This window comes from Luteolibacter yonseiensis (genome assembly GCF_016595465.1).
Classification (GTDB): Bacteria; Verrucomicrobiota; Verrucomicrobiia; order Verrucomicrobiales; family Akkermansiaceae; genus Luteolibacter; species Luteolibacter yonseiensis.
Genome location: NZ_JAENIK010000011.1, coordinates 839,911 through 856,752 on the forward strand (window position 1 = coordinate 839,911; position 16,842 = coordinate 856,752).

Consider the following 16,842-nt stretch of genomic DNA (forward strand, 5'->3'; position numbering starts at 1 on the left):
CTTGGTCACGCGATCACCATCTGCGCGGCGGAAATCTCCAGGATCAGTTCCGTTCCGTATCCGACGTCATCGGAGTATGGAAACAGCAGTTCCAATACGTCCGGCCGCTGGAAATGTTCGGGTTTGGTCTCGGGATGGGGGAAATAAATCAAGCCGTCCAGGCGTCCGCCATCGGGGCGGACCAGACGGACGTCGAAAAAGGAGAAGTCTTCGGCAGGCTCGGTGGGATGCCATTTTACCTGATGGAATGTATGTCGTGGCCGGATGACACGGTAGCGAAGCGGCGCGATGCTGACATTCAGGGTTCCGGGGTGATAGATTCCGAGATCCAGCCCCAGGGCGTTGAAGAAAGGTTCCTGCATCCGCAGCGTGCCGCCAGGGAAGCGGGGGTTGCCGTTTTTTCCCGATGCGACCTGATGGCCTCTGACGACGCGGGCGGTGATGGTTTGCCAGTTGGACATGATGGATGGCGGGTCACAGGTTCTTATCCATGTCTTCCAACGGGACCTGCTTGGTCTCCGGGAACAGGAAGCCGACGACGAAAAGCTGGAGCAGCATCATCGCCGCGAAAAACGCGAAGGGAAGCCCCGCTCCGGACACACCGACATCCTTCGCGACCAATGGAAATGTCCATGAGACCAGCATGGCCATGAACCAATGGACGAAGCTGCCGAGCGTCTGGCCCTTGCTCCGGCTGGCGGTGGGGAAGATCTCACTGATGAACACCCAGATCACCGCGCCTTGGCCGAACGCGTGGCAGACGACGAAGCCGCCGAAAAGCCAGACCAGCCACTCGCGGTGGGCGGTGCCGCTGAAAATCCATGCCACCAGCGCCAGCGCGATGCCGCAGCCGACCGTTCCCCACAACAGCAGGGGCTTGCGGCCAGCCTTGTCGATGATCGCCATGCCAATGAGTGTGGAAACCAGATTGGCCACTCCGAGGATGACCGACTGCAGCGCGCTGGAATCCTTGCTGAATCCCGCCATGGCGAAGATGGTGTCAGCGTAATACCACAGCGCGTTGATTCCGCCCAACTGGTTGAACATCGCCACCGCCACCGCGAGAAAGATGGGCCGGGAGAGGGATCGGACAAAGAGGGGGGACGATCCGCCGGATTGGTCCCGACCCACGGATGCACGGATGGACGCCAGTTGTGCCGGTCCATCCTCCACTCCTATTTTGGTCAGCACTTCACCGGCTTCGGCGTGCCTGCCTTTCATCACCAGCCAGCGAGGGCTGCGGGGGATGTAAAAGAGCAGCACGAAAAACGCCAGGGCCGGGAGTGTCTGGATGCCGAGTTTCCACCGCCATTCCGCCGCGCCCAAGTCCATGGAGCCGATGATGTAGTTCGACAAATAGGCCACCAGCACGCCGAGAACGATGTTCACCTGGAAGCAGGCGACCAGTCTGCCGCGCCATGCGGCCGGGGAAATCTCCGCCAAGTACATCGGACAGAGCACCGATGTCGCGCCCACCGCGATCCCGCCGAGAATCCGAGCGGTCACCATCATCCACAGTCCGTTTGCGGCGGCACAGCCGACCGCGCACAACAGATAGAACGCCGCCGCGATTTTCAGGCAGTCGCGCCTGCCATATCGGTCCCCGGGCTTCGCCGCCGCGAGGGAGCCGACCGCCGCGCCGATGAGCGCCGAGGCCGTCATGAATCCTTGTTCGCCCGGGGTGAGCCGGAACAATTCCCTCAGTTGATCCTGGCAGCCGGAGATCACCGCGGTGTCGAAGCCGAACAGCAGGCCACCCAGCGCGCCGACGAGTGTCGCACCAAGAAGTGCGCCGGTGGTGCGCGACGGAGGAAGTTCCTCCGAAGCATGAGGGATGTGGGATGGGTTTGAGACATTCATGCTTCCCGCAGGCTCCGGGGCACACATCCGTGCGGCAATGATGGATTTTACCGCTTGAAAAAAACCAGACATGTCCACTAGTGAATTGGTCCTGACTGATTCAGCTATGGAATCCTCCTCGAAACATCGGATGATCACGCGCGAACTCGCGGCGGAGATCCTCGCCGGGAAATATCGCCAGACGGGACGCCTTCCCAGCGAGGTACAGTTGGTGAAGCGCTTCGGAGTGTCCCGCCCGACCATCGGCCAGGCCTTGAGAAGCTTGCAGGACGACGGCTTGGTCGAGCGCCGGGCCGGCTCAGGCACTTATGTGAGATCCGGTAAAGACCGGTCTGGCGAAAGCCGGTCAGGAAGTCCGCAGTTGGGAATGATCGTGCCGAACCTGCGGCAGACTGAAATTTTCGAATCCATCTGCGGGGAGCTCGCGAGCCTCGCCCGGGTGAACGACTACGGCCTCTGGTGGGGCGCGGCCACGCCACCGTCCAGCGAGATCAGGATGACGGTGGAGGAGGCCGAGGAACTCTGCTCCCGTTTCATCGAGCGCGGGGTGGCCGGGGTTTTTTTCGTGCCGTTCGAACACCAGCCGGATCGCGAGGCGGCGAACCGCCGGATCACCGAACGCCTGCGCCAGGCCGGGATCCCGGTGGTGCTCATCGACCGTGACATCGGAGCGTTTCCGAACCGCAGCGAACTGGATCTGGTGGGGGTGGACAACTTCGCGGGCGGCTACCTGCTGGCACAGCACCTCATCAAGCTGGGAATGAAACGGTTGGCCTATGTGATGAGGCCGCTCACCGCATCCACCGTGGACGCCCGCATCGCGGGCGCGCGTATCGCGATGCTGGACCATGGGCTGGAAGCTCCCCGCAAATTCGTCCACGCGGGAGATCCCACCGATCTGAAATTCGTCCGATCCTTCGCGCAGTCGCACCAGTTGGACGCCGTCCTGTGCACCAGCGACCACATCGCCGCGCAACTCCTGCAGTCGCTCAACCGGATCGGCGTGAGGGTGCCGGATGACCTGCGGCTGGTGGGATTTGACAACGTGCGGTTCGCCAGCCTGCTGACCATTCCGCTTACCAGCATGGAGCAGCCGTGCAGGGATATCGCATTGACAGCTTTCAACGCTTTGCAGGAGCGTATCGCGAATTCGAGCATTCCTCCGAGAACGTTGATGGTGACACCCCGTTTGGTGGTAAGGGAGAGCTGTGGTGCCTATTCCCACCCGATTTGAGGATTTTGGCACGCCCTGTCATATGTCGATGTCCTGGTTCAACGCCTTTCCATAAGGGGACTTCCCGGGAAATAATCTGTAATGGTGACTGACCAACCTGACATGACAGGAACCTGACGGGCTGCATTCTTTTTCATTGTTTGCATCGGAGAGGGAAACCCTTGTGGAAGGAACCTGATGAACGAGTGGGATTCGTGCCAACGCACCTCCACTTTTCACAAACCCAAGATTCCACAAATCCATAAATCCATGAAACTGATGTACCCGTTACTCAGTACAAACCACGTCGCCTTGCTGGCGGGTTTGTTACTGATCCCCTCCGGTTCACAGGCCGCCCAGATGGCCTATGAAGGATTCGACTACCCCACAGGAGCGGGAAATCTCACCGGTTTGTCCGGCGGCACCGGCTGGAACGGTGGCTGGCAGACCGTCAACAACGGCAGCGCCGATGTGGTGACGGCCAGCCTTGCCGCAGGTGGTTCCGCTCCCACCGGCGTGGACGCCCGTTCCACCGGCAACAGCGCCACCCTGCCGAACGCGCGCCGGGTGGGACGCCTGCTGGATGTCTCGTTGAACGGTCCCTTCGGCGTCCGCGGCTACCGTGACGCGAACGGACGCATCGGTGCCGACGGCACGACGCTCTACCTCAGTTTCATGCAGCAGCCGAACAGCGCTGACATTTACTATGAGTTCGAATTCCATCGTGACAACCTCGGGGATCCGGGGCGCATCGGTGGCATCGGCAACGATTCCACTTCTCCGGCAGGAAACGTGAACCTCCGTGCGGGCGGAACCAACAACTATTCCCTCGGGGCTGGAACCACGGCGGTGAACTTCTACGTGGTCCGCATCGACTTCAAGGCGGGGAATGACGACGTGTATGTCTATCGGAACCCGACTTCCGCGACAGAGCCGGGTGTGCCGACATTGACCAAGCTGGCGGTCTCGGACATGTCGTTCAACGGGGTGTCATTCGGCGCGTGGGTCGGAAGCACCACGGTGACGCACGACGAGCTCCGGTTCGGCCAGACTTGGGCGGATGTGATCAATCCCGCTCTCGAAGCACCGGCCTTTGTGAAACAGCCGCAGTCCGCCACCACCGCGCAGGCGGGTGGCACGGTGGGGCTTACCGGGGCGGCCAATGGCTTCCCCGCTCCGACCTACCAGTGGTTCAAGGGGGTGAACCCGGTCCCGGGGCAGAACACTTCCACGCTCAGTTTGTCAAACGTGCAGCCTTCTGACGCGGGGACCTACCATCTGGTGGCCACCAATTCCCAAGGCAGCCTTTCTTCGAGCGATGTCACGATCACGGTGAATCCGACTCCTGCCGGGCTCCTGGTCTATGAAGGATTCGGCTATGATGCGAACACCAGCCTGGACGGCAAAAACGGAGGTCTCGGATGGGGCGCCCCTTGGGCCAGTGTCGACAATGGCGGAGGAAATGCCACCACCGGAGGTCTGACCGCCGGGACGAACGCACCGAACGGCTATGACGCCCGGTCCATGGGAAATGGTTCCCACATCCCCAACGCGAAGCGCAGCGGACGCCTGCTGGACACATCGCCGACGGGACGGCTCGCTGCCGCGGGATACATCGATGGGAACGGCAACGTCGGAGCGAACGACAAGACGATCTACATCAGTTTCCTCCAGCAGCCGGATGGGACTACCATGTTTTATGAATTCGAGTTCCACCGCGGCAATCTCGGCGATCCGGGACGTATCGGGGGAATCGGCAACGACACCCCGGACCCGATCGTCAGCCTGCGTGCGCCGAACGGAACCAAGGCCCTGATCGGCCCTGGCAACACGGCGGTGAATTTTTACGTCGTCCGCATCGACTTCAGGGACGGCAATGACGACGTCTTCGTCTATCAGAACCCGATCTCCAGCACCGAGCCGGGACTTCCGACCCTTTCGAGGTTCAGCGTCGCGGACATGTCCTTCAACGGGATCTCGCTGGCGGCGTTTGTGAACGGCCGCACGGTGAAGCACGATGAAATCCGCGTCGGGCAGGCCTGGGAGGATGTCGTTTTCGGCACCAGCCGGCGCGAGCTGAGCTGGGTGGGGGGCAACAACAGCAACATCTGGAACAAGACGGCGCAGAACTGGGACAACACCACCGACGGAACAGGAGTGACGGCGTTCTCCGACGGTGATCCGGTATCGTTCTTCGACAGCGGTTCGGTTGCTCCGCCGATCAGCATTCCCGCGAATGTCGCGACCTCGACGGTATATTTCAACAATTCGGAAGAGAAAAACTACACTCTTGGTGGCGCGGGAGCGATCAACGCATCCGGCAGTCTCACCAAGGATGGCGAGGGTTCCGTCACGTTGAACGGGCCTGCGAATTTCGGCGCGGCGATGATCGTGAACGGAGGGGGCCTCACGTTGAACGGCACCACCACCGTGGGCGGAGCGCTTGATTTGGGATATGGAGCCGGAGCGGTGAAGCTTGCGGGCAACAACTCCTTCTCCGGCAGCCTGAATGCGAACGCAGGAACGCAGGTCTTGAGCGGCACGACCTCCTTCAGCGGATTTGTAAGTGCCAACGGAGCCACCACCATCAGCGGAGCCACCACCATCACCGGCACGGGCGGCACCACCCTCTGGGTGGGTAATCTGGGAGGAGCGAACGCTTCGCTCACCATCGAGCCGACGGGCTCCCTCACCATGACGGGTGTTTTCAACGACGCGCTGGTGTTCGGTCGTGACGGTGGCAGCGCCACTGTTGTCCAGAACGGCGGCACGGTGACCTACAATCCATCGAACCGTGACTCCGCCTACATCGGAGCGAGCGAGCGCAACGGCGCCACGGCCGCTTCCTACACCATCAACGGCGGCACGCTTGAGATGGGCAACATGCGGCTAGGTCTTTCCATCGGCCCCATCGTCTCCACCCTCACCCAGACGGGCGGAACCATCAACGTGAAGCAACTGGATCTTGGATCCGTGGTGACGACCGGCACCGGGAACTACACCATGACGGGCGGCACCTTGAACGTTGGCTCCGCAGGTATCACCAGCTCGAGCAACCTGTATGCGATCAGCCTTGCCGGCGGCACCATCGGAGCCGCGGCCAACTGGACTTCCGCATTGGGAATCACCCTCGCGGGACCGGTGACCTTCGACAGCGGGGTCAACAAGATTGTCTTGGACGGAGCGATCACCGGACCTGGCGGTCTTACAAAAACAGGCGGAGGCACCCTCGTCCTGACCGGGACGAACGACTATGCCGGTGCCACCACGGTCAGCGCGGGAACGATCGCGGGCCTGGGGACCGGCGGCGGTCCGCTCAACGTTGCTTCCGGAGCATCTGTCGAGCCTGGCGTTCCCGGCGGCATCAACATCGGTTTCTTCTCCTGTGATTCCGCCACCCTGGCGAGCGGTTCCACCCTGAAACTGGAAATCGACAGCACGCTCGACGGCGTGGACCAGCTCCTGGTTTCGAACGCTCTCACCCTCACGGGCGCGACTCTGTCGATCAGCGAGGTGGGGAGCGGCATGCTTCCACCCTCGACGACATTTGTGATCGCCGAGTCCCTGTCATCCGGCATCACCGGGACCTTCGCCGGTCTTCCGGAGGGAGCCTCCCTGACTGTCGGCGGGAACACGCTCACCATCCACTACACCGCCTCCCAGGTCACCCTCACCACAGGAGCGGGGAGCGCATACACCACATGGGCCGCCAGCCAGGGTCTGGATGGCAGTCCCGGCAAGGAGGATGGCTTTGATGCGGATCCCGAACAAGATGGGATCGCCAACGGTTTGGAATGGATTCTGGGCGGGAACCCGCTCGCTTCCGGAGGCGCTCCGCTGGTCAGCAGCACCGGCAGCGCCGCCACCGGGTTGACGCTCACCTTCACCCGCGAGGAGTCGTCCATCGGCAATGCGGATCTGATCCTCGAATGGGACGCCGATCTCGATGGTGCGTGGACGGAGGTTTCCATCACCCAGACCGGCGGCACTTATGCCGATGGCGTGGTGGTCACGGTGAATGAAGCGACCACTCCGGATACGGTGACGGTCTTGATCCCCGCGTCCAACGGACCTGCGGGCAAGGTCTTCGCCCGCCTCAAGGCGAGGTCGAACTGACCGGCTGAATTGAAACAAAAAGGGAGAGACTCCGGTCTCTCCCTTTTTTTCATTTGGAGTGTCAGCGTGTTCAGCGCTCCAGTTCATATTTCACCGTGTGGGTGACCGGTCTGACTCCCGAGAAGCTCAGCTTGTAGAAGATAAGGGTGGCCTCCTTCGCGTTGCCCTTTTTTCCCTTTTCCACACTGGCCACCTCGCCGTTCGAACCGGTGTTGGCGTAGAAGTTTTCGTTATCTTCGGTCTCGCGATAGACGATTGAGAAACCGGGGCCTTTCAACTGGCCTTTCTTTCCGATGGTGAACGTCACATTCTCACCCTTGGAGAAGTTGGGGATGTCTTTCGGCACCGCGGCGTTTTTCTTGACGTCGTCACCCTTGGTTCTGACGGATTTCTTCTCCGTCACCGTAAGTGTGAATTTTTGCCCGGATGAGAAGCCGCCGAATTTTTTACTGGCTGGAGCGGCGTCCAGAGTGGCGGCCGGAAGCAACAGGCCGAGGGCGGTGACGATGGATAATGAGGTTTTCATTGGTGATGGTAGGTTGTTGGTTCAGATATGCGCACGGCCCTCACGCAGTGACTGAGACTTGAGGGTTGTGCGGATCAGGTGCAACCACTCGCAGGACTCGTTCCGCCTTTGTGGAGGGCTATATCCATTTCATCATCAGTATATTGCGATCTATTCAGTTAAGTGGCCACCAAGCATATCGCAACGGGATGGGCGGAGAATGAGGCATTTTGCTCCATGTTTCATCCGCGTTTCCGATTCGGAAGGTGGCAGCGGACGTTCCGGACTACCTGGCCTTGTGACGGAGTCCGAGCATCAGTCCCCGCAATTCGGCCAGACCCTTCATCCGGCCGATGCATGAGTAGCCGGGGGTGATGCCGGCGGGTTTCGGCAGGTCGTCCATCATGGTATGCCCGTGGTCGGGCCGCAGGGTGATTTGCCAATCCGCGCGTCCCTCGCTGCGACGGCGGTCCTGTTCTTCCAGCAGATATTCCACCACCACCGGCATGTCCACCGATCCGGCGAGGTGGCCGGCTTCGTAAAAAGAACCATCCGCGAGCCGCTGGGTGCTGCGGAGATGGGTGGCATGGATGCGTGGCCCGAATGCCCGGACCATTTCCGCCAGATCGTTGTCGGCCCGCGCGCTGAACGAACCGGTGCAGTAGCAGAGACCGTTCGCCGGGCTGTCCGCCATCAGGAAAATCCCGGCCACATCTTCCGCGGTGGAGACGATGCGTGGCAGACCGAGCACGGAAAAGGGTGGATCGTCCGGATGGATCGCCATCCTCACGCCGCATTCTTCCGCCGTGGGGACGACGGCACGGAGAAAACGGGCGAGGTTCGCCCGCAGTTCCACAGCTCCGATGCCCTCGTAGCGGCCCAGCATGGCGCGGATGTCTTCCAAGGTGAGCGCCCATTTCACGCCTGGAAAAACGTCGATGATGCTTCTGACAAATCCTTCGCGCGAGACATCGTCCAGATCTTCCCACCAGACGGCGGCGCTTCGCACCTGCTCCGGCGTGTAATCCGCCTCCGCTCCCGCGCGCCGCAGCGCATGGATCTCGAACGCGGCGAAACGCACCGGATCATAGCGCAGGCTTTCCGAGCCGTCCGGCAGTTTCCAACGCATGTCGGTGCGGACCCAGTCCAGAACCGGCATGAAATTGTAGATGACCGTATGGATGCCCTCCAGCGCGAGGTTCCGCAGGGTGGTGTTGTAATTCTCAAACAAGGCAGCCAGATCACCGCGCCCGGTCTTGATGTCCTCGTGGACCGGTACGGATTCCACCACCGCCCAGCGCAGTCCCGCCGCTTCGATCATTTCCCTCCGCTCCCGGATCGCCTCCCGTGGCCAGGCTTCTCCGTAGGGGATCTGGTGGAGCGAGGTGAAAACGGCTGTCGCGCCCGCCTGACGGATGAAGGAAAGTGGCACCGGGTCCGAGGGGCCGAACCAGCGGAAGCCTTCTTCGAGGAGGAAATGGTTCATGGAATGGCGATGTGGCGGCGGCCGTGGGCCGCCGCCGGAAAGCGTGGGCTCAGACTCCGGAGAACGCGACGAATCCGCCGTCCACCGCGAGCACGGTGCCGGTGACGAACTGCGAGGCGTCCCCCAACAGATAGTGAAGCGCGCCGTGCAACTCATCCGCCTGGCCGAAGCGGCCGAACGGTGTGTTACTGATGATGGTGTTTCCACGATCCGTCAGCGATCCATCTTCATTGGTGAGCATCCGGCGGTTCTGTTCTCCGAGGAAAAATCCGGGCATGATGGCGTTCACGCGGACTTTTCCGCCCGTGCGGCGTGCCATGTCCACTGCGAGCCAGCGGGTGAAGTTCTCCACGCCGGCCTTGGCGGCGGAGTAGCCGACCACGCGGGTCAGCGCCTGCGGAGCGGAAACGGAGGTGTAATTGATAATGGAACCACGGCCACCTTCGATCATCGCCGGGCTGAAGACCAACGAGGGAAGAACCGTGCCATGGAGATTGAGATCGACCACCTGCTGGAAGGACTCGAAGTCCAGATCGGAAAAACTCTTGTCCGGAGTGATGGTCGCGCCGGGCATGTTGCCGCCGGCACCGTTCAGCAAGCCGTCGATGCGGCCCCATTTTTCCAGCACCGTGTCACGGGCTTGTTCGAGGGCGGGGCGGTCCAGCACGTCCGCGACCAGACCGAGGCAATCGGCTGCCGGAGTGATGGAACGGCACCGGGCGAGCGAGGCGTCCAGCTTTTCCTGGCTGCGTCCCAGGTAGACGATGCGTGCTCCCTGGGCGGCGAGGTAGTCCGCGGCGGAGCCCGCGAGCGAGCCGGTGGATCCGGTGATGAGATAGACGCGGCCGGTGAGGTCGAAGAGTGGATTCATGTTTGGATGATTTTTTGCGGATCCGGGCGGTGGTGACAAGTAACCCGGCTGCATTAGTCATCACGGTTTTTCCGTTTCGTTCCAGTAAATCACGAGATTTCTGGTGGCGCGTCCGGACGCGACCAGATCGGGTCTGCCGTCGCCATTGAGATCGGCGGATTTCATGTCCTCGCAGGCCATCGTGTTGTCGCTGATGGTGGCGTGGAGCTGCCACTTCCCTCCGTCCGGAGCGGAAGGGGCGTACAGGCGGATGCCCACCTTCTTGTCATCCTTGCCGGGCTCGCGCCAGCCGGCGGCGACCTGATCCGAGCCGATGCCGAGGAAATCCGCCGCCACGAGCGCGTGGCCTTGGTTCAGCGTGGAGTCCACGGCGATCCGTGTGCCGAAGGCTTTTTCCCTCTCGGGGTAGATCGCGACATCGGTGCCGTGCATCGGCTCGATGGTGGCGATGAATCGGCTGCCGTCGGGATTTTTTCCCAACTGGACCTCGCCGCTGCCGCGGTCGGTAAGCCTGGTGGCGGACCATTTTTCCCGACCGTGCGAAAGAAGGTGCACCCCCTCTTTTTCGGCGACGAGCAGGCTCTCGGCGGTATCGGCGGTGTTCCAGAACACGGGTTGGAAATTGTGGGCCATGTGGAAGCCCTCATGGATGAGGAAGGTTTTCCAATCCTTTTCCGGGCGGTAGCCGAGGAAGCGGATGCCGTCGCCCTCGCCATTCTTGTTGCCACAACCGTGGAGCGGAAGGACGGCGAGGAAGTGGCTGCCCGGTTCCCGGATCCAGTTCATGCGGTGCACCGTGGGTTCGCGGTGTTGCGGAGCCGCTTTCCAAAGCTGCGAACGATCCTCAGGGGCTTGGAGGGAAAACACGGCTCCGCTGTCCAAGGTGTCGCCGGGGTTCCATTCGGCTCCGATGGCGATTTCCGCCTTTCCGTCCCCATCCGTGTCGCGCGCGGCAATGCAGACGTTGTCCTTCGCCGTGAGTTTTCCGGTGATGCGGGATTTCTTCCAATCCGGATTTCTATACCACACGGTCTCAGCACTATCCGCCAGGACGATGTCCGGCTTTCCGTCTCCATCCACGTCGGATATGGCGATGCCGTAGCCGATCTGGAGCTCCGCATCGATGGTCACGGCGCGGAACTTCGCCTCCGGAAGTGCGGTGGCGGGCAGGCCGAGGAGCAGGAACAGGGTCGGGGTTTTCATGGGGAAATCATACGTCGGGGCGTGATGGAACCATCCAATGAAATTTTTTTGCAGGAAAATGACGATTGGTCCGGTATCCGTGGGCATGACGATTTTGAAAACACTCTGCGGTGTGGCGGCCGCCCTCGTGCTTCCGGTCCTCGGGCAGGAAATCCCCAAGGTGCTCGCGATCGGTTCGGACCTGCCTGCCTTCTCGCTGCCGGGCATCGACGGAAAAACCTACAGCCAGGAAAATTTCAAGGACGCCAAGGCGCTTTGCGTCATTTTCACCTGCAACCATTGCCCGGATTCGGTCGCGGCGGCAGGCCGCACCGAGCAGATTTACCAGGACTACAAGGGCAAGGGCGTGGCCTTGGTCGCGGTGAACGGAAACAATCCCGGCAGCCTCACGCCGGACGAACTCGGTTATTCTCCCTACAATGACTCCTTCGCTGAAATGACGCCGTTCGCGAAGGACTACGGTTGGACGTTCCCTTATCTCTATGATGGTGAGAAACAGGAATTCGTCACCGCCTGCGGAGGCCAATCCACGCCGCACGTGTTCCTGTTCGATTCCGCGCGCAAGCTGCGCTATACCGGCCGCATGGACGATGCCGGTCGTAATTCGGGTAAGGTGGACAAGAGCTACCTCCGCGACGCGCTCGACGCCGTGCTGGCCGACACCGAGGTGAAGGAAAAAACCACGCGCTCCTTCGGCTGCTCCACCAAGTGGCTTTTCAAGAAATCCAACGTCGCCGCCGATCAGGAGTCATGGGAAAAGCGCGAGGTCACTGTCGCCGATCTGGATGAGGCCACTTCCAAGAAACTCCGTGAGAACGGTTCCAAGAACCTGCGCATCATCAATTTCTGGTCCACCACCTGCGGTCCGTGCGTGAAGGAGTTTCCTGATCTCGTGGAGACCGGCCGCCGCTTCCAAGGCCGTCCGGTGGAATTCATCTCCATTAGTGTCGATCCGGTCGCGGCCCGCCCCGCGGTTTCCAAATTCCTTACCTCGCGCCATGCCGCCAGCCCGGACCCCACCGCGAAGTCGATGGCGGAAAGCGGTCTTCCGTCCAACAACTACCACTGGACCGGTGGAAATCCGGACTCCATGGCCACCGCCATCGACTCCGAGTGGTCCGGCGCTCTTCCCCACACGGTGCTCGTCGCCCCCGGTGGCAAGATCGTATGGCGTCACACCGGAGAGCTGGATATCACCGAGTTGCGCAAGCAGATCCTGAAAGGAATCGAGTAAGATCCGGCCGCCCGCCAGAATGACGGTCTGCCTCCCGTCTCTTGTCTGGACAGGCGGGATGACCGGCTCCAGAGTGGCGGGACTTCATGCGTATTTCGGACCGCTACATTGGGAAACAGGTGCTGCTGGGCACTCTGTACGCGGTGTTGGTGCTCGGCATGGTCCTGGTACTGGGAAACCTCTTCAAGCAGATCCAGCCGCTGCTGGTGGACATGAAGGCACCGCTGGAACTGGTGATCCGCATTGTCATCAACGTGTTGCCGCTTTCGCTGATGTACACCATCCCGTGGGGATTCCTGTCAGCGGTGCTGATGGTGTTCGGACGGCTTTCGTCGAATCAGGAAATCACGAGTTTCCGGGTGGCTGGTCTCAGTCTGGTGCGTCTGGCGATGCCGGTGTTTGTCATCGGCGCGGCGCTTTCGGCCTTGAGCTTGTGGCTGAATGTGTCGGTGGTGCCGCATTCCCGGGCGACGATGTTCCAACTGATTTATGATCAGGCATCTCGTGATCCAAAATCCCTGCTGAAGCCAGGAGTGGTGAATGGCGAGAATTTCAATCAAGACAGTGGTTCGGTGCCGAAACTGCTCATCGAGGGTCGCACGGGGGACTGGGTGGAGGGGTTCCACCTCTACCTTTCGCCGAAAGCCGACTCCGAAAATCGTGATACGACCTACGTGCATGCCACGCGTGCCGCGATTTCGGTGGACAAGACCAAGCGGCAGCTCGTGCTGAAGCTGGAGGACGCTTATGCGGAATCCCGGAATGAGAAAGGAGAGGTGACCATGTTCCTCGCTTCGGTGGCGGAGCCTGTGGTGTTCGATCTGAGGGATCCGAAAAAGCCGAAGGCGAACTCGATGTCGAACGAACAGATCCGCCGCGAAATCGAGACCAATCCATTGCTGCCGGAGAATCAACGGCTGAAATTGCATACCGAAATCGTGACCCGTTATTCGTTTTCGATGGCGTGTTTCGCCTTTGCCTTCGTGGCCGTACCCCTCGGCCTGCAGTCACGGCGGCGGGATTCCTCGATGGGACTGGTGTACAGCCTGTTGATCGGTGCGGGTTATTTCCTGCTGACCATGCTCGCGGACCAGTTCAAGTCGGATTCCGGTGCCACGATGATGCTTTGGGCGCCGAATGCGGCGTGTGTCCTGATAGGTTTATTTCTTTTCCGTCGCGCGCGCTTCAAGTAGTGTAGCAGTGCTCGATGAAAATTTCCCGCACCCTTGCCCACCTGATCCGCGATGTGCGGGATTTTTTCGCGGCGGAACGGGTGGTGTTCGCTCCGTTTCTCCGGGATCTGCGGCATTATGATGTGGTGAAATTCCGTGCCGACGCCTGGGCAGGGGCGAATGTCACGGTTCTGGCCATCGCACAGGGCATCGCATTCGCGGCCATCGCCGGGTTGCCGGTGGTCTATGGAATCATCAGCACCGCCGTGGCCGCGTTCGTCGCGCCGCTTTTCGCGGGTTCGCGGCATACCATTCTCGGACCGACGAATGCCACGGCGTTCATGCTGTTCAGCTTTTTTTCGGTGAACCCGGGTTTGACCGGCAGGCTGGGGGAGCTGATCCCGTTGCTGGTCATGATGGTGGGCATCATGGCGGCGGTGGGTGCGGTTTTCCGCGTGGCGGACCTGCTGCAGTATATCTCGCGCAGCGTGCTGGTGGGTTACATATCCGGTGCGGCGGTATTGATTGTCGCAAACCAGCTGAAGCCGTTTCTCGGACTTTCCGGAGTGGTGGATGAAGAGACTTCCTCGACCTTCATCGGGCTGTTGTTCGGTTTGCTGCGCGCCCTGCCGCAGACACACTGGGTTTCGCTGCTCATCGGCGGGGGGACGCTGCTGGTGTTCGTCGCGATGCGGAAATGGCGTCCGGCCTGGCCCGCGTTCGCGCTCTCGCTCCTGGTCTCATCCGTCATCTTCGGCAGCCTGATCCGCTCGGGACACCCGGCCTTCAAGGGGGAGGCGACTTTTGCGACGTTTGGATTCCCGGATCTCATGTTGAAAATGCCGCACCTCGTCAGGGCGGACATCTTCACGGACATCTCGGCCCTGCTCAGCATCGCGTTCGCGCTGGCCTTCCTCGCATCGTTGGAGAACACCCTGATGGCGAAGACCCTCGCTTCGAAAACCGGAGACCGTCCGGATGTGAACCAGGACATGCTTGCCGTGGGCATGGCGAACCTGGCGACCGCGGTTGCCGGGGGAATGCCCGCATCCGGCTCGCTCACCCGCTCGATGCTCAATCACGAATCCGGGGCAAGGACCCGTTTCGCATCGCTCATTTCCGGGATCTACACCATGGCTTTCGCGGCATTGATCGCGGCGTCCGTGGGCTGGGGAGTGCCGTTGATCGACTACGTGCCGAAGGCGGCGCTGGCTGCCCTCGTCATCGCGCTTTCGTTTTCCCTTTTCAACCTCAGGCACATCCGCATCTGCCTGCGCTCGACTACGGACGACGCGGTGGTGCTGGTCACCACGTTCGTCGCCACGCTGCTCGCTCCGCTGCACGTGGCGATTTTCATCGGCGTGGCCATTTCCATCACGTTGTTCCTGCGCAAGGCGAGCCGGCCGTTCCTGATCGAGTATGAGTTCAGCGAGGCTGGGGAACTTCGTGAAATGGGGGAAAAACGGCAGCGGCCCATCCCGGCGATTTCCATCGTTCACGTGGAGGGGGACCTGTTTTTCGGAGCTGCCGAACTTTTCCGCACCCAGATCCAGCGCACCGTGTCGGACCCGGCGATCCAGGTGATCATCCTGCGTTTGAAAAATGCCCGGCATCTCGACGCCACCAGCGTCATGGCGCTGGAGGATCTGATACTCTACATGCGGAAGGAAGGCCTGCATCTCATTGTTTCCGGCGCGACGCGCGAGGTTTACCGGGTTCTGAAAAAGTCCGGAATCCTGGTGACGCTCCAGGCGGGTTGCGACCGCAGGGCGGGGGAAAGCAATATTTTCCTCACGAACCCCCGCAACCCGAACCTCTCCACCCGCGCCGCTCTCAAGCGGGCGCAGCAGTTGCTCGGAACCGACAAGGCGGACATCCGCATCTTTTACGACCCTAACAAACACGCCGCCGCCACATGAAACGCTACATCATCCCCTCCGTCATCGCCGTGGTCTTCATCGCCTTCGGGGTCTGGTGGTTCTCACCGGCACAGGTGGTGAAACGGCGCTGCAATTCGCTGCTCTCCGCGCTGACCATGGATGCCGGGAGTGGCAACGTCTCCCGCCAGGCGGGCGCCTTCTCGCTCAACGCCCTGCTGTCGGAAGAGGTGAAGCTCGAAACCCCGACCATCAGCGAGGCGAACGGCACCTTCGAGCGGGCCGAACTAGAGTCCGCCCACTCGTGGCTGAGCGGCGCTGCGAAAGAAACCCGCTTCGAGCTTCAGGACTTCCGGTCCGTCACGGTGAACGGAGACCGTGCGACAGTTGAACTCACCCTCACCGGTCTGGTCGTGCTGCCCACCTACCGACCGGTGGATGGCACCTATGATGTCACTTTCCAATGGGCGAATCAAAAAGATGGCTGGCGCCTGACGAGTGCCACGTGGACAGAGATCCTCAAGCAGTGAAAGTCCCATGAGTCGTGGCAATCTGCACGACACCACGTTGTTTTTTACAACCTGTCCGCCTGCCGGGGCCGGGCATCATTCTCATCCGAGGAACACGAATTCTTCGGCGAGGCGGTTCAAGGACCTGCGCACGGTGGGCATGGCTTCGGAAAGAGTTCCCAGCACACGGCGCGAGGATTGACCGGGTGCCATGCGGTTGTGCGCCGCTTCCCGAAACGAACTTTGAGCGAATTCCTCGTAGAACTCGAGTTCCGGCGCTCCGTATTGCTGGCAGCGGTGCTTGAGAAATGACGGGTATAGGCCGGTAAGGATCAGGAATTGGTTTCCCGCTGCCATTTGCAGATGGAACCGCATGCGGCCCTTGGCATGGGAGAGGATCGCGATGAAGTCCGATGCGTGAGTGTAACCCCGGGCGATGTTTTGCAGCGGATCATCCGGAGACGGGCTGATGCGTTTTGCCATTACGCCCGCCACATAGTCGGCCAGCTCCGCGTCACACAGATCCGCATCCAGAAACGCATGCCGCACCAGCACGTAGAAATAGAAACGCGGTGAGACCTGTATCGCCGCCGGGGAATCCAGCAGGCCGCGGAAGACCTCTTTCAGGTCCAGAATCTCCCGCAGGGCATCCGCATCATTCCACAGCTTCTCGAGATGCATGCGCTGCTCATCGGGGGCGAGGACTGATGTGAGGAAGTCCAAATCCGCTCCCGTGAATCGGTTGCGACTCGATGGCATGCGTTGCTTGAGCATGATTTTTCATATAACAAAATCC

At 61.0% G+C, this 16,842-nt stretch carries 13 protein-coding genes; 6 read left to right on the forward strand and 7 right to left on the reverse strand.

The window, feature by feature from the left end:
* Positions 1–5: 5 nt before the first annotated feature.
* Positions 6–461: a hypothetical protein gene (locus tag JIN84_RS13430; RefSeq protein ID WP_200351554.1), complete on the reverse strand. Its 456-nt coding sequence runs from the start codon at positions 459–461 to the stop codon at positions 6–8.
* A 13-nt stretch (positions 462–474) separates the two neighbouring features.
* Positions 475–1,860, reverse strand: coding sequence for a sugar porter family MFS transporter (locus JIN84_RS13435; RefSeq protein ID WP_200351555.1), 1,386 nt, complete (start codon positions 1,858–1,860; stop codon positions 475–477).
* A 130-nt stretch (positions 1,861–1,990) separates the two neighbouring features.
* On the opposite strand from JIN84_RS13435, the gene JIN84_RS13440 reads away from it, so the two are divergent.
* Together JIN84_RS13440 and JIN84_RS13445 are read left to right on the forward strand one after the other, a co-directional pair.
* Positions 1,991–3,094: a substrate-binding domain-containing protein gene (locus tag JIN84_RS13440; RefSeq protein WP_200351556.1), complete on the forward strand. Its 1,104-nt coding sequence runs from the start codon at positions 1,991–1,993 to the stop codon at positions 3,092–3,094.
* Positions 3,095–3,343: 249 nt separating this feature from the next.
* On the forward strand, positions 3,344–7,189 hold the full coding sequence (locus tag JIN84_RS13445) for an immunoglobulin domain-containing protein (protein WP_200351557.1): 3,846 nt from the start codon (positions 3,344–3,346) through the stop codon (positions 7,187–7,189).
* 70 nt (positions 7,190–7,259) lie between these two features.
* Here the strand turns inward: JIN84_RS13445 and JIN84_RS13450 are convergent, their stop codons facing one another.
* From JIN84_RS13450 to JIN84_RS13465, 4 genes are all read right to left on the reverse strand, one after another.
* Positions 7,260–7,715, reverse strand: coding sequence for a hypothetical protein (locus JIN84_RS13450; protein WP_200351558.1), 456 nt, complete (start codon positions 7,713–7,715; stop codon positions 7,260–7,262).
* Positions 7,716–7,980: 265 nt separating this feature from the next.
* The gene (gene uxuA, locus JIN84_RS13455) at positions 7,981–9,180 is read right to left on the reverse strand and encodes a mannonate dehydratase (protein WP_200351559.1); all 1,200 of its coding nucleotides are present in this window, start codon (positions 9,178–9,180) and stop codon (positions 7,981–7,983) included.
* A 49-nt stretch (positions 9,181–9,229) separates the two neighbouring features.
* Positions 9,230–10,051 (reverse strand): SDR family oxidoreductase, encoded by an 822-nt coding sequence (locus tag JIN84_RS13460; protein WP_200351560.1) that lies wholly within the window; start codon positions 10,049–10,051, stop codon positions 9,230–9,232.
* Between the two features lie 60 nt (positions 10,052–10,111).
* The gene (locus tag JIN84_RS13465) at positions 10,112–11,254 is read right to left on the reverse strand and encodes an FG-GAP repeat domain-containing protein (RefSeq protein WP_200351561.1); all 1,143 of its coding nucleotides are present in this window, start codon (positions 11,252–11,254) and stop codon (positions 10,112–10,114) included.
* Between the two features lie 85 nt (positions 11,255–11,339).
* Between JIN84_RS13465 and JIN84_RS13470 the strand changes: the two genes are divergently transcribed.
* From JIN84_RS13470 to JIN84_RS13485, 4 genes are all read left to right on the forward strand, one after another.
* Positions 11,340–12,488, forward strand: coding sequence for a redoxin family protein (locus tag JIN84_RS13470; RefSeq protein WP_200351562.1), 1,149 nt, complete (start codon positions 11,340–11,342; stop codon positions 12,486–12,488).
* An 86-nt stretch (positions 12,489–12,574) separates the two neighbouring features.
* Positions 12,575–13,681: an LptF/LptG family permease gene (locus tag JIN84_RS13475; protein WP_200351563.1), complete on the forward strand. Its 1,107-nt coding sequence runs from the start codon at positions 12,575–12,577 to the stop codon at positions 13,679–13,681.
* A gap of 14 nt (positions 13,682–13,695) precedes the next feature.
* Positions 13,696–15,579, forward strand: coding sequence for a SulP family inorganic anion transporter (locus tag JIN84_RS13480; RefSeq protein ID WP_200351564.1), 1,884 nt, complete (start codon positions 13,696–13,698; stop codon positions 15,577–15,579).
* Positions 15,576–16,067, forward strand: coding sequence for a Cif family virulence factor (locus JIN84_RS13485; protein ID WP_200351565.1), 492 nt, complete (start codon positions 15,576–15,578; stop codon positions 16,065–16,067). Before JIN84_RS13480 ends, JIN84_RS13485 begins: the two co-directional genes overlap by 4 nt.
* Before the next feature lie 81 nt (positions 16,068–16,148).
* Here the strand turns inward: JIN84_RS13485 and JIN84_RS13490 are convergent, their stop codons facing one another.
* On the reverse strand, positions 16,149–16,820 hold the full coding sequence (locus JIN84_RS13490) for a hypothetical protein (protein ID WP_200351566.1): 672 nt from the start codon (positions 16,818–16,820) through the stop codon (positions 16,149–16,151).
* Positions 16,821–16,842 lie beyond the last annotated feature (22 nt).